20 protein-coding genes are annotated in these 18,966 nt (G+C 64.3%); 9 read left to right on the forward strand and 11 right to left on the reverse strand.

Annotated elements, in window-relative coordinates; translation table 11 throughout:
* Positions 1–137: 137 nt before the first annotated feature.
* Positions 138–1,001: a universal stress protein gene (locus tag ACIPZ8_RS21205; protein WP_400727106.1), complete on the reverse strand. Its 864-nt coding sequence runs from the start codon at positions 999–1,001 to the stop codon at positions 138–140.
* Positions 1,002–1,155: 154 nt separating this feature from the next.
* Between ACIPZ8_RS21205 and ACIPZ8_RS21210 the strand changes: the two genes are divergently transcribed.
* Positions 1,156–1,773, forward strand: coding sequence for a tRNA-(ms[2]io[6]A)-hydroxylase (locus ACIPZ8_RS21210; protein WP_400727108.1), 618 nt, complete (start codon positions 1,156–1,158; stop codon positions 1,771–1,773).
* Positions 1,774–1,776: 3 nt separating this feature from the next.
* On the opposite strand, the gene ACIPZ8_RS21215 is transcribed toward ACIPZ8_RS21210, so the two are convergent.
* Complete coding sequence (locus tag ACIPZ8_RS21215) at positions 1,777–2,097, reverse strand: YqjD family protein (RefSeq protein ID WP_103446682.1); 321 nt, start codon at positions 2,095–2,097, stop codon at positions 1,777–1,779.
* 129 nt (positions 2,098–2,226) lie between these two features.
* On the opposite strand from ACIPZ8_RS21215, the gene ACIPZ8_RS21220 reads away from it, so the two are divergent.
* Positions 2,227–2,490 (forward strand): hypothetical protein, encoded by a 264-nt coding sequence (locus tag ACIPZ8_RS21220; protein ID WP_400727110.1) that lies wholly within the window; start codon positions 2,227–2,229, stop codon positions 2,488–2,490.
* A 9-nt stretch (positions 2,491–2,499) separates the two neighbouring features.
* On the opposite strand, the gene ACIPZ8_RS21225 is transcribed toward ACIPZ8_RS21220, so the two are convergent.
* On the reverse strand, positions 2,500–2,988 hold the full coding sequence (locus tag ACIPZ8_RS21225; protein WP_400727112.1) for an LEA type 2 family protein: 489 nt from the start codon (positions 2,986–2,988) through the stop codon (positions 2,500–2,502).
* 177 nt (positions 2,989–3,165) lie between these two features.
* Complete coding sequence (locus ACIPZ8_RS21230; RefSeq protein ID WP_400727114.1) at positions 3,166–4,056, reverse strand: LysR family transcriptional regulator; 891 nt, start codon at positions 4,054–4,056, stop codon at positions 3,166–3,168.
* A gap of 102 nt (positions 4,057–4,158) precedes the next feature.
* On the opposite strand from ACIPZ8_RS21230, the gene ACIPZ8_RS21235 reads away from it, so the two are divergent.
* From ACIPZ8_RS21235 to ACIPZ8_RS21260, 6 genes are all read left to right on the forward strand, one after another.
* Positions 4,159–5,238 carry an extracellular solute-binding protein gene (locus tag ACIPZ8_RS21235; protein ID WP_400727116.1) on the forward strand — a complete coding sequence of 360 codons (1,080 nt, stop codon included), beginning with the start codon at positions 4,159–4,161 and terminating at the stop codon, positions 5,236–5,238.
* Positions 5,239–5,263: 25 nt separating this feature from the next.
* Positions 5,264–6,232 (forward strand): agmatinase, encoded by a 969-nt coding sequence (speB, locus tag ACIPZ8_RS21240; RefSeq protein WP_400727117.1) that lies wholly within the window; start codon positions 5,264–5,266, stop codon positions 6,230–6,232.
* 146 nt (positions 6,233–6,378) lie between these two features.
* Positions 6,379–6,696, forward strand: a complete 318-nt coding sequence (locus ACIPZ8_RS21245) for a hypothetical protein (RefSeq protein WP_400727118.1) — start codon at positions 6,379–6,381, stop codon at positions 6,694–6,696.
* Between the two features lie 21 nt (positions 6,697–6,717).
* Complete coding sequence (locus ACIPZ8_RS21250; RefSeq protein ID WP_400727119.1) at positions 6,718–7,866, forward strand: PQQ-dependent sugar dehydrogenase; 1,149 nt, start codon at positions 6,718–6,720, stop codon at positions 7,864–7,866.
* Positions 7,867–7,927: 61 nt separating this feature from the next.
* Complete coding sequence (gene zapE, locus ACIPZ8_RS21255) at positions 7,928–9,037, forward strand: cell division protein ZapE (protein ID WP_400727121.1); 1,110 nt, start codon at positions 7,928–7,930, stop codon at positions 9,035–9,037.
* 12 nt (positions 9,038–9,049) lie between these two features.
* Positions 9,050–9,631 (forward strand): DinB family protein, encoded by a 582-nt coding sequence (locus tag ACIPZ8_RS21260; RefSeq protein ID WP_400727123.1) that lies wholly within the window; start codon positions 9,050–9,052, stop codon positions 9,629–9,631.
* On the opposite strand, the gene ACIPZ8_RS21265 is transcribed toward ACIPZ8_RS21260, so the two are convergent.
* The 6 genes from ACIPZ8_RS21265 to yegQ all read right to left on the reverse strand — a co-directional run bounded on the left by ACIPZ8_RS21265 (position 9,628) and on the right by yegQ (position 15,575).
* Entirely contained in the window at positions 9,628–10,626 is a 999-nt protein-coding gene (locus ACIPZ8_RS21265; protein ID WP_400727125.1) for an alpha/beta fold hydrolase, read from the reverse strand. The genes ACIPZ8_RS21260 and ACIPZ8_RS21265 overlap by 4 nt on opposite strands.
* 75 nt (positions 10,627–10,701) lie before the next feature.
* Positions 10,702–11,139 carry a YqaA family protein gene (locus tag ACIPZ8_RS21270; RefSeq protein WP_400727127.1) on the reverse strand — a complete coding sequence of 146 codons (438 nt, stop codon included), beginning with the start codon at positions 11,137–11,139 and terminating at the stop codon, positions 10,702–10,704.
* Positions 11,139–11,567, reverse strand: a complete 429-nt coding sequence (locus tag ACIPZ8_RS21275) for a DUF411 domain-containing protein (protein ID WP_400727129.1) — start codon at positions 11,565–11,567, stop codon at positions 11,139–11,141. The genes ACIPZ8_RS21270 and ACIPZ8_RS21275 overlap by 1 nt, the downstream gene beginning before the upstream one ends.
* Before the next feature lie 14 nt (positions 11,568–11,581).
* Entirely contained in the window at positions 11,582–12,478 is an 897-nt protein-coding gene (locus ACIPZ8_RS21280; RefSeq protein ID WP_400727131.1) for a copper resistance protein B, read from the reverse strand.
* Positions 12,471–14,162, reverse strand: coding sequence for a copper resistance system multicopper oxidase (locus ACIPZ8_RS21285; protein WP_400727133.1), 1,692 nt, complete (start codon positions 14,160–14,162; stop codon positions 12,471–12,473). Before ACIPZ8_RS21285 ends, ACIPZ8_RS21280 begins: the two co-directional genes overlap by 8 nt.
* Before the next feature lie 78 nt (positions 14,163–14,240).
* A complete protein-coding gene (gene yegQ, locus ACIPZ8_RS21290) occupies positions 14,241–15,575 on the reverse strand; it encodes a tRNA 5-hydroxyuridine modification protein YegQ (protein WP_400727135.1) in 1,335 nt (444 codons plus the stop codon).
* 129 nt (positions 15,576–15,704) lie between these two features.
* Between yegQ and ACIPZ8_RS21295 the strand changes: the two genes are divergently transcribed.
* Positions 15,705–16,769, forward strand: coding sequence for an AI-2E family transporter (locus ACIPZ8_RS21295; RefSeq protein WP_400727137.1), 1,065 nt, complete (start codon positions 15,705–15,707; stop codon positions 16,767–16,769).
* Positions 16,770–16,778: 9 nt separating this feature from the next.
* On the opposite strand, the gene ACIPZ8_RS21300 is transcribed toward ACIPZ8_RS21295, so the two are convergent.
* Complete coding sequence (locus tag ACIPZ8_RS21300; protein ID WP_400727140.1) at positions 16,779–18,842, reverse strand: TonB-dependent receptor family protein; 2,064 nt, start codon at positions 18,840–18,842, stop codon at positions 16,779–16,781.
* Positions 18,843–18,966 lie beyond the last annotated feature (124 nt).

Raw genomic sequence — 18,966 nt, forward strand, 5'->3', positions numbered from 1 at the left:
CAGTAGTGAAACGATGCATCGCCGATGGTAGTGTGGGGTTTCCCCATGTGAGAGTAGGTCATCGTCAAGATTCATTTCGCAAAACCCCTATCTGCACATGCAGGTAGGGGTTTTGTCTTTGCGCACGAAGGAAACCTTCAGCCTCGGGCAACTTCGGCCAGGTGCGCCGTCGCTTCCTCGCTCTTGAGCACCAGCACATCGCCTTCCAGCGAATCGAGCACCACTTCCGAGGTATTGCCGATCAGGGCCCCGGAAATCCCGGTGCGCGCAACAGTGCCGATCACCGTGACAACGGCATCGAGCTGCTTCTCGAAATGGGGTATCAGCACATCTGCCGGCCCTTCTGCGACATGCAGGCGGTCTTCACTGATATCGAACTCCGCCTGGAACGCACTGCAGGCCTCTCGATAGCGCTTTTCGATGGTTTCACTCAGCTGATAAACCGGGTCTGACGCCGACAGCATGGGGGAGGGGTGAGCACTGACGACATGCAGGTCGCCCTTGGTCAGCCTGGCAATACCGTAGCCGTGGTCGATGATGCTGGCGTGCAGGAGACGATGGTCCTCGTCCTGGTTGCCCACATCCACCGCTGCGAGGATCACGCCACCTGTCCAAGGCCGCTCACTCTTGACCATCAATACCGCACAAGGGCAGTGGCGCAACAGCTTCCAGTCAATCGGGGTCAGCAGTGCCTTCTTCAGCGGGTTATCCGGCCGATGTTCCTTGATTACCAGCTCACAGCCTTCGGCCTGCTGCACGGCAATGATCGATTCATGCAAGGTCTCATGCCAGGTCTGTTCATGGGTGACATTGTCATAGCCATCATCATGCAACTGGCTGCCAAGCAGGCTGAGTAGGGCGCTGTGGTCATGCTTCTTGTCACACATCAGCAGATGCAGACGAGCACCGGTCACGCCGGCAATCAGTTTGGCCCGGGTCAGCGCACGGCTATGGGCATGTTCGGGGTCGAGGACGACGAGGATGCTACGGACAGCTTGCATGGGCGTTAACTCCGTTCAAAGGTGGCGACCAATGCCTGACTATAGTCGGCGCCTCCCGCGTCGCCGCTTGATGTACATCAAGCATAGTCACTGGTGCTGCACGTCGCCGTCGGTATAATCGCCGGTCCTGCCTGTCCAGTGTGGTTGTTCGCTTATGTCGCTGATCCCCGAAATCGATGCCTTCCTCGGCTGCCCGACCCCAGATGCCTGGATCGAGGCGGCACTTGCCGACCAGGAAACCCTGCTGATCGATCACAAGAACTGCGAGTTCAAGGCGGCCAGCACCGCCCTGAGCCTGATCGCCAAGTACAACACCCACCTGGACTTGATCAACATGATGTCGCGCCTGGCCCGTGAAGAGCTGGTACATCACGAGCAGGTGCTGCGGTTGATGAAGCGCCGTGGTGTGCCGCTACGGCCAGTTTCGGCGGGGCGCTATGCGTCTGGCCTGCGCCGCCTGGTGCGCGCCCACGAACCGGTGAAACTGGTGGATACGCTGGTGGTCGGGGCATTCATCGAGGCCCGTAGTTGCGAGCGCTTTGCGGCCTTGGTGCCACACCTCGATGAGGAGCTCGGCACTTTCTATCACGGCCTGCTGAAAAGCGAAGCCCGCCACTATCAGGGCTACCTGAAGCTGGCCCACCATTACGGTGACGAGGCAGACATCGCCCGCCGTGTCGAACTGGTGCGTGCAGCGGAAGCGGAGTTGATCCAGTCTCCCGATCAGGAACTACGCTTCCACAGTGGTATTCCGATGGCGCAGGCTGCCTGACGCCTAGTAGCGGCGCCCTAACAGCAGGCCGATCACCAGGCCGAAGCCCGCCGACACTGCCACGGTCTGCCATGGATGGCCACCGATATAGTCCTGGGTGGCCTCTACCACCGGTTGCGCCTTGGCCCGCACCTGGCCGGCGGCCTCGCGAGCCTGGCGCAGCTTGAGGCTGACCTGCGCACGCAGGGTCTCGGCTTCTTCGCCAACCAGCGCGGCACTTTCGTTGAGCAGCTTTTCCGATTCTTCGATCAATGCCTGCAGTTCACTGAACACCTGGTCCTTGATCTGATCACTGTCGGCCAGTGCGGCGGTTTTTCGGGCCATGAACTCGTCCTCGTTGATGGGGTGGTTTGAACAATGGATGCCAGCGCGCCGGGAAAGTTGCGACGGCTTTGCCGATGATGCGACGCCAGGGTGTAAGATAGCGGCCATTTTCAACAGGCAGGTACCTTCATGAGTTTCAATCTGGCCAACATGAGCTTCGAGGAACGGGCGCAGATCGAGGCAGAAAAGGCCCGGCTGTTCGAGATGTGGCAGAACAACCTGGGCAAGGCCAAGGGTGAGGCTGCGCGGCTGATCGCCGAAAAACCACGCCGCAAAGGCAAGTGGGCTGAATGGGTGCGTGCCGAACTGGATGGCATGTCGCCGCCGGAGTACGCCAGCATGGTCCGCAGCGAGGTCAACAAGATGATGGCTGCCGCCAGCGCCAATCGCTGATCCGTCCCCCTACCAATACAGGCTACCGTCCTTGGGCAGGTCCAGCTTGCCCTCGTCGGTGAAGCGTACGGTGCCCAACGGTCCGCCAGCGAGCTTGCCACGCAGTTTGTAAGGCATCCCTTGCAGCGAATCAAGCTTGCCCAGGCCATAGGCCTGGCGCAGGAAGGCGAATGCGGTGATGCTGACCGGCACCACGATCACGGCTTCGTCGTAGCGGCCGATGTGCCCTTGCTGGTCGCTCACGCCGGCCGCCAGCGGCTGACCGTTGACCTCCAGGTTCAGCGCAACGCCGTTGTAGTCGATCGCCGACTCGTTGGGGTTCTGCACCCTCATCTTCACCGCCATGCGCATTTCCAGCGCCTGCCCCGGCAGTGGCTCGATGCCGATCACACTGATATTCAGCGGGTCGCGGGCCTGGAACAGCGCGCAGGCGTTGAGCCCGCCGGCGAGCATCAGCACCAGCAGCAGACGAAGGGAGCGGCGTAAACGGGCAGCCATGGCGAAGGACCTTGCCGATGAGGTAGTGCCTGCAGTGTGGCAAATGCACGGCGGCGCTGAAAGTATCGTGGCTTATGAAAGATACTGTTTCGCAAGTCTGTCGATTACAGGTAACGCGCTGCCCTCAGGTTGGGCGCTATCTCTGTAGGAGCGGGCTTGTCCCGCGAAGAGGCCATGTCAGGAGAACGCTGTCAGTAAATCCTCTACAAAGGCCGCCTGCGCCTCCCCAGGCACCTGTGCCCGATGTCGGGCCAGGGTGAAGGGCACCACGAAATCCAACCCCGGATCCAGCGCCCGCAACATCCCCTGAGCCTCCCAGCCCGCTGCACAATGACACGGCAGATAGCCAATATGTCGCCCCGAAAGTATGAACGTCAGCACGCTCTCGATCTGCTCGGCCACCGCCATGCTGCGTCGGCTCTGGAACGGCTCGCCGCCCTTGAGGAAGCGATAGGGATGACGGACCTGATCCGCCTCCAGCAACTGCTCATGGGGCACCTCGGCTGCATCGAACAGCGCATGCCCCTTGCCGCAGTACAAACGTTGCCGCTCCTCGAACAACGGCTGATAGTCGAATGCCGCCTGGTTGCCGGAAAAATAGCTGATGGCAAAGTCCAGCCGTTGTTCCAGCAGTAGACGCTCCAGCTCCGCCGGTGGCGCGCTGATCAGTTCCAGTTGCACCGCTTCCTCGCGCCCGCGAAAGCGTGAAATGGCCGTGGCCAGGCGCAGGCTCACGGCCGCATCCTGGTTTTCGGCCATGCCCACCCGCACCGTCCCCAGGAGGCGCCCGGCCACGCCGTTGGCCTGTTGTCGAAACAGCTCGATGTTCAGCAACAGATCACGCGCTGCCTCCAACAGCAGCTCGCCCTTGTCGGTCAGGCGAAAGCCACCTTTGCCGCGGCTGCACAGGCGGTAGCCCAGGCGCGTTTCCAGCTGCGCCATGCGCTGGCTGATGGTGGGTTGGCTCAAGCCCAATACGCCTTGGGCGGCACTGAAGCCGCCGGCCTCTACTACAGTGACGAACAGCCGCAGCAGGTGCAGGTCGGGGTCGTGCAGTTGTCCGAGCATCACATTGCTCCCGATGAATGTCAGCTTTGCAAACTTGCCATTTTTGCAATGTTACCCGGCTGGCATGCTGGCGGCATCCACCCATTTGCCGAGGTGCCCGTCATGCGTCGATCGCTGTGCCTGTTGTCCCTGATCCTGGCCCTGCCGCTGCAGGCCGAAGAAAAGGTCGTCAATCTCTACAGCTGGGCCGACTATGTCGCCCCGGAAACCCTCCAGCGCTTTGAAAAGGAAACCGGCTACAAGGTGCGCTACGACACCTTCGACACCACCGAAGTCCTGGAAACCAAGCTGCTCACCGGCCGCAGCGGCTACGACGTGGTCGTGCCGTCTGCCACCGTGCTGGCCCGGGCGCTGAAGGCCAATGCCCTGCAACCGCTCGATGCGCAAGGCATGCCCGGCTACGCCAACCTCGACAAGGACCTGCTGGCCAAGCTGGCCGAGGCCGACCCAGGCAACCGTTACGCAGTGCCCTACACCTGGGGCACCCTGGGCCTGGGGGTGAATGTCGAGGCGGTGCGCCAGCGCCTGGGCGATGTGCCGCTGGACAGCCTCGACCTGCTGTTCAAACCCGAGTACGCCAGCCGCCTCAAGGAGTGCGGGATCGCCATGCCGGACTCGCCTCAGGAAGTGATCGGCGTCGCCCTCAACTACCTTGGCAAGGACCCCTACAGCCAGGACAAGGCCGACCTCACGGCGGCGCAGAACCTGCTGAACCAGTTGCAACCGTCGATCAGCTACGTCGCCAATGGCCGGCAGATCAACGACCTGGCCAACGGCAGCGTGTGCCTGGCACTGACCTACAACGGCGATGCGGCCATGGCTGCCGACCAGGCGCGCCGCGCCGGCAAGCCGTTCGAGCTGATCTACCGTATCCCCCGTGAAGGCACGCTGGTGTGGCAGGACAACCTGGTCATCCCTAAGGACGCCCCGCACCCGGAGGCTGCCCGGGCCTTCATCGCCTTCATGCTCAAGCCAGAGTCGGTGGCTGCCCTGACCAATACGCTGTTCTTCGCCAACGCCAACCAGGCGGCAACACCGCTGGTGGATGACGCCGTGCGCAATGACCCGGATATCTACCCACCTGCCGACGTGCGTGAACGCCTGTATGCCGACCGCAGCATGGCGTTGTCCGACCTGCGCCAGCGCAACCGGCTGTGGACGGCCTTCCGTAGCCGCCAGTGACCGATACCCATAAAGGAGCCCAACCGTGGAACAAGCCCAGAACAACGACCAGGCCATGACCCGCGACAGCCTGTACGGTACCGCAGCGGAAAGTACCTACGCCGGTATCACCAGTTTCTCCCGTCGCCGCTACAGCCGCGATTTGCGCGGGGTGGATGTGGTGGTCAGCGGTGTGCCGTTCGACACCGCCACCAGCAACCGCCCCGGTGCGCGTTTCGGGCCGCGTGCGATCCGTGCCGCCTCGGTGCAGCAGGCCTGGGCGCGCCACTGGCCGTGGGCGTTCGACCCGTTCGACCACCTGGCAGTGATCGACTACGGTGACTGCGCTTTTGACAGCGGCACCCCGCAGTCGGTACCGGGCAGCATCCAGGCCCACGCCGAGCACATTCTTGAAGCCGGTTGCGCCATGCTCACCCTGGGCGGTGACCATTTCATCAGCTACCCGCTGCTCAAGGCCCATGCCCGGCGCCATGGCCCGCTGGCGCTGATCCATTTCGATGCGCACAGCGACACCTGGCCGGACGAAGAGGGTCGCATCGACCATGGCACCATGTTCTGGCATGCCGCCCGCGAGGGCCTGGTCGATCCGTCCTGCTCGGTGCAGGTCGGCCTGCGCACCACCAATGACGACAGCCAGGGCTTTGCCATTCTCGATGCCCGGCAAGTGCACCGCCAGGGCACCGAAGCGATCATCGCGGCGATCCGCCAGCGGGTCGGCGACCGGCCGGTGTACCTGACGTTCGACATCGACTGCCTCGACCCGGCCTATGCACCCGGCACCGGAACCCCGGTATGTGGCGGCCTGAGCACGGTGCAGGCGCTGGAGATCCTCGGTGGCCTGCGTGGCATCAACCTGGTGGGCATGGACCTGGTGGAAGTGGCACCGGCCTATGACCACGCCGATATCACCGCGCTGGCCGGGGCCACCCTGGCCATGGAAATGCTGTGCCTGTACGCGGCACGGCACAAGGTCGACGCAGTACAAGGTCGGTAGTGCCCGGTGATCGGCGGGCCAGATGCACTGTGTCATCAGGCCCATACTGAAACATCAGGAATCGCATTCACACTTTTGCCGCGAACCCTTCGCGCCTTAGGCTATCCAAACGCTAAAGGCGCGCTTTTTCGTACAGGAGGTGAAGCATGAATCTCACAATGCCGACCCTGGCCATCGGCCTGCTGCTGTGCCTGTCGGTGCAGGCAGCCCCCGTGCCGCCGCTGCAGCTCGCCGCCAGCAACAACAACCCGTACAACAGCCCGACCCAGCGCGCCAACCCCAACAGCCGGCAGGGCAGCATGCCGGCCACACCGCCCGTTCGCGGCCCGTCCACCCAGCCCATCTATCGCACGCCAAGCCTGGACAACCGCGGTATCGGTAACGGCGACAACCTGCGCCGCCAGCAGCAGGCGCCCAATCTGGAGCCGACGCGGCCATCGCGTGACAGCCAGCGTGTGCCCTGACCCCATAGAAAGGAATCCTGCATGACCCGACCCCACTGGCTGACGACCCTGACCGCCGCTGCACTGTTGCCGCTGCTGGCCCATGCCGCCCCTGAGCAGCAATTTGCCAGCGAAGCGGGGCAACTCACGGTCAGTACCGTGGCCGATGGCCTGCGCAACCCTTGGGCGCTGGCTTTCCTGCCCGGTGGCAAGAACATGCTGGTCACCGAGCGCCCCGGCAACCTGCGCGTGATCAGTGCCGAGGGCAAGGTCGGCCCACCCATCAGCGGCGTGCCCAAGGTCTGGGCCGAAGGCCAGGGTGGCCTGCTCGACGTGGTGCTGTCACCGGCGTTTGCCAAGGACCGCACGGTGTACCTGTCGTACGCCGAGGAGGGCAGTGATGGCAAGGCCGGTACGGCGGTGGGCCGTGGCCAGCTGTCCGAGGACCGCGCACGGCTGGAAAACTTCAATGTGATCTTCCGCCAGCAACCCAAGCTCTCCGAAGGCAATCACTTCGGCTCGCGGCTGGTATTCGACCGTGACGGCTTTCTGTTCATTGCCCTGGGCGAGAACAACCAGCGCGCGACCGCGCAGGACCTGGACAAGCTGCAGGGCAAGGTCGTGCGGATTCTGCCCGACGGCGAAATACCCAAGGACAACCCCTTCGTCGGCAAGCCGGATGTGCGCCCGGAAATCTGGTCGTTCGGCCACCGCAACCAACAGGGCGCGGCGCTCAACCCCTGGACCGGCAAACTCTGGACCCATGAGCACGGCCCGCGCGGTGGCGACGAGATCAATATCCCGGAGCCGGGCAAGAACCATGGCTGGCCAATCGCCACGCACGGTATCAACTATTCGTTGCTGCCGATCCCCGAGGCCAAGGGCAAGCATGTCGACGGCATGGTCGACCCGCACCATGTCTGGGAGAAGTCGCCCGGCATCAGCGGCATGGCCTTCTATGACAGCCCGACCTTCAAGGCCTGGGATCACAACCTGTTCATTGGCGCGCTGGCGACCCAGGAGCTGATCCGCCTGCAACTCGATGGCGACAAGGTCGTCCATGAAGAGCGCTTGCTGGGTGACTTGAAGGCGCGCATCCGTGATGTACGGGTGGGGCCGGATGGCTACCTGTATGTGCTGACCGAGGCCAAGGATGGGGCACTGCTGAAAGTGGGCTTGAGCGAGGGCTGAAGGCTTGCCGGCGATAAGGCCAATGCAGACAATAGGGCTCTGACAGGCCAAGCCCATTGCCATGCCCATTGACCCGCAAAGCCTCTATCACCAAGCCCTCAGCGAGCAGGGTTACGCCCAGGACCCGGCTCAAGGTAGGGCAGTCGATGCCCTGCAGGCCTGCTTCCAGGCCATAGAACAGGGCCATCGCCCGCAGGGCCTGTACCTCTGGGGCCCGGTCGGCCGCGGCAAGACCTGGCTCATGGACCTGTTCCACCGCTGCCTGAACGTGCCGTCCCGGCGCCAGCACTTCCACCATTTCATGGCCTGGGTCCACCAGCGCCTGTTCCAGCTCAACGGCACTGCCGACCCTTTGAAGGCGCTGGCGAGGGAACTGGCCGGGCAAATCCGCGTGTTGTGCTTCGACGAACTGTTCGTCAGCGACATCGGCGATGCGATCATCCTCGGCCGCCTGTTCCAGGTGCTGTTCGATCACGGCGTTGTGGTTGTCGCGACTTCCAACCAGCCACCGCAACAGCTGTACCGCGATGGCTTCAATCGCGAACGTTTCCTGCCGGCCATCAGCGCCATCGAGCGGCACATGCAGGTGCTTTCGGTGGCAGGCGAGCAGGACCATCGACTGCATCCGGGCGCACAGCGCCAGCGTTACTGGGTAGCCGAAGCGGGGAACAAAGGCGGCGCGCTTGCAGCCGTTTTCCAACAACTCAGCCCGGATGACCCTGGCAGCAACGCCCCCCTGCTGATCGGCTCGCGACAGATCGAGGTGATCCGGCGCAGCACCCAGGCCGTCTGGTGCCACTTTACCGCGCTGTGCGAACGGCCTTTGGCCGCCGTGGACTTCATGGCCTTGTGCGATCGTTTTCCAGCGATCCTGGTCGAGGGCATCCCGGCCCTGGGCGGTGAGCAGCGGGCCGGCCGCATCGCCCGCGGCACCGAGGATGGCGCCGCGCGTGTCGCGGCAGGCGACCGCGAACTGCCGATGCTGTCACCCAAGGATGACGCCGTGCGCCGTTTCATTGCCCTGGTCGACGAATGCTACGACCGCCGGGTGGCCCTGTACCTGGAGGCACAGGTACCGCTCGATGCGCTCTACACTCAAGGGTATCTGGCGTTCCCGTACCAAAGGACCTTGAGCCGGCTACGGGAGATGCAACTGCAACGCTTCGCCTGAAGGAGCCGAACCATGGAGCCGCTGTCGCATCATCTGCTGACCCAGGCCTACAACAATGGCTGGGCCAACCACCGCCTGTACAAGGCCTGCCTGCTACTGACCCACGACGAGTTCGTCGCCCCTCGTTGCAGTTACTTCCCGTCGATCAAGGCCACCCTCAGCCATCTCCTGACGGTGGACTGGTTCTACCTGGACATGCTCGAGTGCGAACAGCGCGGCGAAGCGCCGAACCCGGATGGCGAGCGCTTCTTCGAGCCGGAGCAACCGTTCGCCACCTGCACCGACCTGCATGCCGAGCAGGCCCAGGCCGACCACCGGTTGATCGCCTATTGCAGCCTGTTGCAGGACGACCAACTGGGGCGCTACGTGAGCATCGTACGGCCCGAACGGATCCAGCGCGAACAGCGTCTGCGGCTGCTGGCGCATTTGTTCGAGCACCAGATCCATCACCGTGGGCAGGTACATGCGATGCTCAGTGACACCGCAGTGCGGCCGCCGCAGCTGGATGAGTTCTTCTGTGAAGAGGAAGCCGACCTGCGGGCGCTGGACTTTGCCGAACTCGGCTGGAGCGAAGCGCAGGTCTGGAAGGGTTAGCGGCCGAGCCACTCCACCAGCGTCCGGTTGAAGCGCCGTGGCTCCTCGATCTGCGGTGCATGCCCCATGCCCTCGAAGGTCACCAGCTCGCCTTGTGGAATCAGCTTTGCCACCTGTGGCCCCAGTTCCTTGTATTTGCCCAGTCTGGCCTTCACCTCGGGCGGTGCGATATCGCTACCGATCGCCGTGGTGTCCTGGTCGCCGATCAGCAGCAGGGTCGGCATCTTCAGGTCCTTGAACTCGTGATACACCGGCTGGGTGAAGATCATGTCGTAGATCAGCGCCGAGTTCCACGCCACCGCCTCATGCCCCGGCCCCTGGTTCAGCCCCACCAGCATCTGCACCCAGCGCTCGTACTCGGGCTTCCAGCGCCCCGCGTAGTAGGTCTTGCGCTCATACTCACGCACGCCTTCGGCATCGAGCTTGAGCTCGCGGGCGTACCACTGGTCCACCGTGCGGTAAGGCACGCCGAGGGCTTTCCAGTCCTCCAGGCCGATCGGGTTGACCATTGCCAGGCGCTCGACCTGTTGCGAGTACATCAACGCGTAGCGGGTGGCGAGCATGCCGCCGGTGGAGTGGCCGAGCACGATGGCCTGCTTGACGCCCAAGTGTTCGAGCAGGGCATGGGTGTTCACCGCCAGTTGCTGGAAGCTGTACTGGTACTGGGCCGGCTTGCTCGAGGTGCAGAAGCCGATCTGATCCGCGGCGATCACCCGGTAGCCAGCCTGGCTCAGGGCGTCGATGGTGGTCTCCCAGGTGGCGGCGCAGAAGTTCTTGCCGTGCATCAGCACCACGCTGCGGCCATTGGCCTGGCCCTGGGCCGGCACATCCATGTAGCCCATCTGCAGGTGCTGGCCCTGGGACTGGAAGTCGAAATGCTTGAGTGGGTGAGGGTAGGTGAAGCCTTCGAGCTGTTTGCCGTAGGTGGGCGATTCGGCAGCGAGGGCAGGGGCGCCGACGAGGCAGGCCAAGGCCAGGGCGGTTGCGCGCAGCATGGGGGCACTCCGTGTAGGACCATGTAGGAATTGGCGACTGTAGCAGTCAGTGGAGCACCTTAAACGTTAAAGGTGTTACCAGGCGTGAAACCAGCCCAGGGTAATCATTGCCACGACGATATAGCGCCCCCCCTTGGCCAGGGTTACCAGCAGCAGAAAACGCCAGAACGGTTCACGCATGATGCCGGCAATCAGGGTCAGCGGATCGCCTATCACCGGCATCCAGCTCAGCAGCAGCGACCATTGCCCCCAACGCTGGTAGCGCAGTTGCGCGCGTTCCAGCTGGCTGGCGCTGAAGGGGAACCAGCGCCTGTTGCGCAAGTGCTCGATGGCCCGACCGAGCACCCAGTTGACCACCGAACCCAGCACATTGCCCAGGGTGGCCACCAGCAGCAAGGTCAACCAGGCCTCGGGCTGGCGCAGCAGCAGGCCGACCAGTACCGCCTCCGATTGCAGGGGCAGCAGGGTGGCGGCACCGAAGGCGCTGAGGAACAGCGCCCAGAGGCTCAGCATCAGTAGCTGGCGACCACGGTGTCCTGGCCATCCTGGGTCACGCCGATGACCTGGTAGGCATCCTTGTGGTCACCCATTTCCATGCCGGGCGAACCCATGGGCATGCCCGGTACGGCCAGGCCTTTGAGGTCGTCGCGCTTGGCCAGCAGGCGCACCTGCTCGGCGGGCACATGGCCTTCGACGAACTTGCCGTCGATCACCCCGGTGTGGCACGACGCAAGGCGCGGCGCCACGCCCAGGCGCTGCTTGACGGCGCTCATGTTCGGCTCGACGTGGTCGTTGACGGTGAAGCCGTTGTCGCGCAGGTGGCTGATCCAGGCCTTGCAGCAGCCACAGTTGGGGTCGCGGTAGACATCGATGGTCTCGGCGGCCTGGGCCAGGCCGCTAACGGCCAGCAGGCCGAAGGTGATCAGGTGTTTACGCAGCATGGTCGAACAACTCCTTAGAAGCGCAGGCGGACGCCTGCCACCAGACGGGTCTGGCCGAGGTCTTCGCCGTCTTCGCGGGCCTGGTCGGCGCGGTTGCCGTGCAGGCGCTCGAAGCTTACCCCGACATAGGGTGCGAAGCCTCGGCTGATTTCATAGCGCAGGCGCAGGCCGACTTCGCTGTCGGCCAGCCCCGCACCCTGTTCGTGGCTGGTATCGTTGCGGCCGAAGAAATTGGCTTCCAGGTTCGGCTCGAGGATCCAGCGGTTGCTCAGCAGGATAGCGTAAGCGGCCTCGAGGCGCAGTGCGCTCTGTTGTCGCTCGCCGGCATAGGCGGTGGCTTCCAGTTCCAGGCCATACAGCGGGGTGCCCTGGATGCCGAAGGCGGCCCAGGTCTGCCCGCTGGCCGGCTTGAAGTCCTGGCGCAGGCCACCGACCAGCTCCCACCACGGACTGATCGCGTGGCCCCACAGCGCCTGCAACTCTGCCTTGTGGGTCTTGCCTTGTTCCCGTTCGCCCTCGGTGCGCAGCCACAGGCGATCGATGTCGCCACCGACCCAGGCCGTGGCGTTCCACTTGAGGGCGCTGCTGCTTTCGAAGTTCTGGTATTCGAGCTGGTCGACGATCACCGCCCAATTGACGGCGCGATCATGCACCTGGTGGCCCGGCAGGGGCGGGAAGGCGGCCTGGCGGTCGGCGTCGGTCAGCACGGGGAGCGGCACGCGGGGCTGGCTCGGTGCGCTGGCCTGATTCATCTGGCCATGGCTCATCTGGCCATGTTTCATCTGATCGCGCTCCATCGGCATGGCGCCATGGTCCATGTGCTCCATGCTGGCGGCCATGGCCCGTTCGCTGGCCAGCAGCGCGGCCAGGGCGACGCCCGTCACCAGGCGCCGGTTGTTGATCTCATTCATCGACCCGTACCTCGCGGAACATGCCGGTCTCCATGTGGTAGAGCAGGTGGCAGTGGTAGGCCCAGCGGCCCAGGGCGTCGGCTGTGACCCGGTAGCTGCGGCGGCTGCCGGGCGGCATGTCGACCGTGTGCTTGCGCACCAGGAAGCGCCCGTGTTCGTCCTCCAGGTCGCTCCACATGCCGTGCAGGTGGATGGGGTGGGTCATCATGGTGTCGTTGACCAGGGTGATGCGCACCCGCTCGCCGTAGGTCAGGCGCAACGGCGCGGCATCGCTGAACTTGACCCCGTCGAACGACCAGGCGAAGCGCTCCATGTGCCCGGTCAGGTGCAGCTCGATATCCCGTGAAGGTTCGCGGCCGTCCGGGTCGGGGTAGGGGCTGCGCAGGTCGGCATAGGTCAATACCCGGCGGCCGTTGTCGCGCAGGCCGATACCGGGGTCGGCCAGGTTGGCGCGAGGGGCCATGGTCTGCATGTCGACCAGCGGGTTGCCGGTTTCGCTGGTGGGGTGGCCTTGCATGCCGCTCATGCTGCCGTGGTCCATGCCGGCCATGTTGTCATGATCCATCGCGGCCATGTTGCCGTGGCCCATGTCGGCCATGCTCAGCACAGGGCGAGGGTCAGGCGCCGGTACCACGGCCTGCAGGCCCATGGCGCGGGCCAGGGTGCCGCGGGCGTAGCCGCTGCGGTCCATGCTCTGGGCGAACAGGGTGTAGGCGGGCAGGTCGCCGACGGTCACCAGCACGTCGTAGGTTTCGGCCACCGCGATACGCAGCTCGTCCACGGTCACTGGCGTCACTGGCAGGCCGTCGGCGGCGATCACGGTCAGCGCAAGGCCTGGAATGCGGAAATCGAAATAGGTCATGGCCGACGCATTGATCAGGCGCAGGCGCACGGTTTCGCCGGGCTGGAACAGGCAGGTGAAGTTGCCGTCAGGCGGCTGGCCGTTGAGCAGGTAGGTGTAGCTGGCGGCACTGATGTCGGCGAGGTCGGTCGGGCTCATGCGCATGCGCGCCCAGGCCAGGCGCTCATCGACGGTATTGCCCCAACCCTTGTCGGCAACGTCGGTGACAAAGTCGCCGAGCGTGCGCTTGTGGTAGTTGAAGGCGTCGGACTGCTTCTTCAGGGTGGCCAGCAACGCTTCGGGTGCCTGGTCGGACCAGTCGCTGAACAGCAGCACATGGTCGCGCTGGTAGACATGCGGCTCGGGCTCGCGCGGTTCGATGACGATCGCGCCATACACCCCGGCCTGTTCCTGCAGGCCGGAATGGCTGTGGTACCAGTAGGTGCCGCTCTGGCGCAGGGTGAACCGGTACAGGTAATCGCCACCCGGCGCGATGCCAGCGAAGCTCAGGCCCGGTACGCCGTCCATGTTGGCCGGCAGCAGGATGCCGTGCCAGTGGATCGAGGTGTGCTGGTCGAGGTGGTTGCGCACGCGCAGGGTCACCGTGTCGCCTTCGCGCCAGCGCAGCAACGGGCCGGGCAGGCTGCCATTGAGGGTCAGCGCGGTACGTGGCCGGCCGGTGATATTGACCGGCGTCTGGCCAATGAACAGCTCGAAGTGCTGGCCGGCCAGCTCGTGGCCATCGCTGGCCTGGGCCAATGGGCGCCACAAGCCCAGGCCGGCCAGCGTGGTGGCGGCGCCCAGGCCTTTGACGAAGGTGCGGCGGGTAGGGTTGCGCAACATGGCGTGGCCTCAAGCGGGTGAGCCTCGATCCTCGCCGGTTGCGCCTGTCAGGCGGCTGAGGCGCAGATTACAGCCTTGTCAGGCAGGCTGTTCAGCGTTGCCCAGGTCGCGCATCAACAGGCCGTACTCCAGCCCAACCTGCTCGGGAATCGGCAGGTACACCACATGGCCGTCGCCGGGCGCCACTTCGATGGCGTGCTGTTGGCGGTCGAACAGGCGGTGCAGGTCGAAGTGGTAGTTGCCACGTGGGGTCATCAGTTCCAGGTGGTCACCCAGGGCGAAGCGGTTCTTCACCTTGACCTCGGCCAGGCCGTCGACACGTGCCCCGGTCAGTTCGCCGACGAACTGCTGGCGCTCGGACAATGAGTTGCCGCGCAGATAGTTCTGGTACTCGTCGTGTACATGGCGGCGCAGGAAGCCTTCGGTGTAGCCGCGCTGCGCCAGCGATTCGAGGTTGTCCATCAGCGACAGGTCGAACGGCCTCCCGGCCGCAGCGTCGTCGATGGCCTTGCGGTACGACTGCACCGCCCGGGCGCAGTAGAAATGCGACTTGGTGCGGCCCTCGATCTTCAGTGAGTGCACGCCCATGGCTGCCAGGCGCTCGACGTGCTGGATGGCGCGCAGGTCCTTGGCGTTCATGATGTAGGTGCCATGCTCGTCCTCGAAGGCCGGCATCTCGCTGCCAGGGCGATTGCTTTCCTGCAGCAGGAACACCTGCTCGGTGGGCGCGCCCAGGCCCAGGGTCGGCTCGACCTCGCGGACGATGTCACCGCTGGCGTCTTCCGTGGCTGGCGTGGCCTCGTACTTCCAGCGGCAGGCATTGGTGCAGGTGCCCTGGTTGGCATCGCGCCTGTTGAGATAGCCGGACAGCAGGCAACGGCCGGAGTAGGCCATGCACAGCGCGCCGTGGACGAATACTTCCAGCTCCATGTCCGGCACGTGCTGGCGGATCTCCTCGATTTCCTCCAGCGACAGCTCGCGCGACAGGATCACCCGGCTCAGGCCCAGTTGCTGCCAGAACTGCACGCTGGCCCAGTTCACCGTATTGGCCTGCACCGACAGGTGCACCGGCATCTGCGGAAAATGCTGGCGCACCAGCATGATCAGCCCAGGGTCGGACATGATCAGCGCATCGGGCGCCATCGCGATCACCGGGGCCAGGTCCTTGAGGAAGGTCTTCAGCTTGGCGTTGTGCGGCGCGATGTTGACCACCACATAGAAGCGCCTGCCCAGGGCATGCGCCTCGCTGATGCCCAGCGCCAGGTTGGCGTGGTCGAATTCGTTGTTGCGCACCCGCAGGCTGTAGCGCGGCTGGCCGGCGTAGACCGCGTCGGCACCGTAGGCGAAGGCATAGCGCATGGACTTGAGGCTGCCGGCGGGGGCAAGCAGTTCGGGCTTGGCGGGTAGGGTCATGGGCGCACCGGGGCAAAGGCGCGGATGCTAAAGGCTGGCTGGGGTCGAGGTATTGATTTGAATCAACAGCAGGGCGGCACTTTTGCGCAGGTGGCATGCACTAATGACCATGACACCCGAGGAGTTGCCATGAACCACGATACCCTGCAGAACAAAGCCCTGGCAGTACTCCTGGCCCTGGTGACCCTTGCCTTCGCTTGGATCCTGCTGCCGTATTACAGCGCGATCTTCTGGGCGGTGATTCTCGGCATCCTGTTTGCGCCGTTGCAGCGGCACTTGCTGATTCGCTTCGGCCGCCGGCGCAACCTGGCGGCGGCCTGCACCGTGCTGGTGTGCCTGCTGGTGGCCGTGCTGCCGGTGATCATCACCAGTGCCTTGCTGGTGCAGGAAGGCGCCACGCTGTACCAGCGAATCGAGAGTGGGCAGCTGGACATCGCCGGCTACGTCGAACATGGCAAGGACATGCTCCCGGCCTTTGCCCAGCACGGTCTGGACCGCATGGGCATGGGCAACCTGGACGGGCTGCGCGACAAGATCACCAAGTGGGCCACCCAGGGCAGCCAGGTGCTGGCCAGCCAGGCGTTCAACTTTGGCCAGGGCACCTTCGAGTTCCTGGTGAGCTTCGGCATCATGATGTATTTGCTGTTCTTCTTCCTGCGCGAGGGGGCCGACGTGGCGCGCCGGGTACGCCTTGCCGTGCCGCTGCCTGAGCATCAGAAGCGCCGCCTGCAGTTGAAGTTCAACCGGGTGGTGAGGGCCACGGTCAAGGGCAACGTGCTGGTGGCCATCACCCAGGGCGCGCTGGGTGGTTTCATCTTCTGGGTGCTGGATATTCCCAGTGCGCTGGTGTGGGCGGTGCTGATGGCGTTTCTGTCGCTGTTGCCGGCGGTGGGGGCGGGGATCGTCTGGGCGCCGGTGGCCGCGTATTTCCTGCTCACCGGGGCGATTTTGCCGGGGGTGATCCTGACGGCATTCGGGATACTGGTGATCGGCCTGGTCGACAACCTGCTGCGGCCGATCCTGGTGGGCAAGGACACGCGGATGCCCGATTACCTGATCCTGGTGTCCACCCTGGGCGGCCTGGCGGTATTCGGGCTCAATGGTTTTGTCATCGGCCCATTGATCGCGGCGTTGTTTGTCTCCAGCTGGGCGATCTTCGCCGCGACCAAGCCGCAGGTGCAGTTACCGTCCTGAGGCGCCTGCTCAGCGGAAGCTGTACGAAACCCCGGCGTAGACGCCAAAGCCTTCGCCCGGCGTCGAGCGGGCAACGTCCTGGCCGGCATCGTTGTACCCTGGGGTCACGGTCGCTGCATAGCGCTTGTTGGTCAGGTTGCGCAGGTCCAGCCAGGTCTGCCAGTCCTGCTTCGGCGAATCCCAGCCCAGGCGTGCGCCGAGCAGGGCGTAGGCATCGGCGTGGTAGCTGTTGGCGTAGTCGACCTGTACCTTCGACGCCATCTGCGTGTTGACCCCGGCGTAGAACCCGCTTGGCCAGTCGTAGCGCAGTTCGGCCTGATAGTAGTGCATGGGGATGCCAGGCAGGCGGTTGTCGCCGAACGTGTCGTCGTCGCGGTAGTGGAAGTCGCTGAAGGTGTAGGCCTGGCGCAGGCTCAGCTTGCCAGTGCCGGGTTGTGCCCAGAGGATGCTGTCCAGGCCGGCCTCGACGCCTTGGTGCACGGTGGGGCTGGCGTTGAACTCCTTGAACGGCAGGCCTTGCACGACTTCCACGTTGAGCAGTTCATGACGTACCTGCGAGTAGTACCAGGCCAGGTCCCATTGGCCCAGCGCCGAGTCGCCGCGGGCGCCCAGTTCCAGGGTGGTGGCGGTCTGATTCTGCATCTTCATGGGCTGGTTGTTTACCGGCGCACTCCAGACCAGCGACCACGGGTGCGGAGGCTCCACCGAGCGGCTGAGATTGCCGTAGACCTGCAGGTCCGGGCGAATGTCGTAGCGCAGGCCCACACGTGGTGCATAGTCCCAATCATGCTGGCTGACCTTGCCACCACTGGCCGGGTAAGTGACATCGCTTTCCCGACGGGTGTAGATCATCGCCAGGCCCGTGGTCAGCCACAGGTCTGGGATCAGCTCCAGATCATTGCCGACATGCAGCACCGTGTCCGAACCCTGGTAGCTGAAGTCGCGCGTGCGTTCACCGACCACATCGTTGACCCGCGAAAACTGCGAGGCGCCACTGTTGGGCAGGTGCTTGGTGGTGCGCCAGCCAAGGGTGGTCTTGCTCTCATGGCCGAGCAGGGTGTCACGCCGGAAGTAGTTCAGCGTGCCACTGACATCGGTGTAGGCGACCTTTAGGCGCATCGGGCCTTCGCGCAGGTCCATCGGGTAGTCGTGATAGACCAGCCCCGCCTCCAGCCGCGAATCGTCGTCGAGGAAGAAGGTGGTCTTGTTGCCCACCCAGGTGCTGCCCGGTTGCGGACGGCTGTCGTTGCGTGACAGGTAGCTTGGGTTGGCCGCGCGTGGGTCGTGCTTGATTTGCTCCTTGGTCAAACGCCCGGCCAGCTCGTTTTCGGTTTCCCGATAGCGCAGGTAGAAGCGCGTTTCCAGGTTCGGGTTGAAGCGGTAGCCGACATTGGCGGCAATGCCTTTCGAGCTGCCGCTGCTGTGCGCCTGGTAGCCGTCGTACGCCGAGTCGGTCAGGGCCACGTAGTAGTCGAGGTCGCCCAGCACCTGGCCGGAACTGACGTGCCGGTGCTGGTAGCCGCGGCTGCCGGCTTCATAGCGCACCTGCAGCGGCGCGGCGTCATAGCCGGTGTGGGTCACATAGTTGATGGCCCCGCCCAAGGCGAGCGAGCCCTGATCGAAACCATTGGCCCCGCGCAACACTTCGGCGCGGCTCAGCCACAGCGGTTCGAACAACTCGTAAGGCGTACCACCCGGGCCGGTAAGAGGCAGCCCGTCGAACATCGTGTATACCCCGGAGCCGTGGGCACCCGGGGCACGGTTGATGCCCGAACCACGGATCGACAGCTTGATGCCGTCGTTACCCGCCGACTGCGCGAACACGCCAGGCTGGTAGGCCAGCACATCCTGGTTGCTGGCAACACGACCTTGCCCGACCCGTTGCATGTCCACCAGGTTGGTGGCACCCGGCACGGCGCGCAGGCGTTCGCGGGCGTCGTCCAGTTCGCTTTGCTCTTCGTCGTTGATCAGTACCTGGCCCAGTTCGACGGCAGGCGCTGCCGTGGTTTGCTGGCTGACAGTGATGATGGCCAGCAGACCAAGGTAAGACGAGAGGGGTAAAACGGGACGCATCGTACAACTCCAGGCGATAGGCGGACGGACAACGGCGTTGTGACGCGCGAAAAGCCGGTCGAAGCACGGCGATATGAATTTTTCCTGTGTAGTTCGTGTTGGACGGTTCTGTAAGACGGTTCTT

It is taken from the genome of Pseudomonas sp. NPDC089422 (genome assembly GCF_044749405.1).
Classification (GTDB): Bacteria; Pseudomonadota; Gammaproteobacteria; order Pseudomonadales; family Pseudomonadaceae; genus Aquipseudomonas.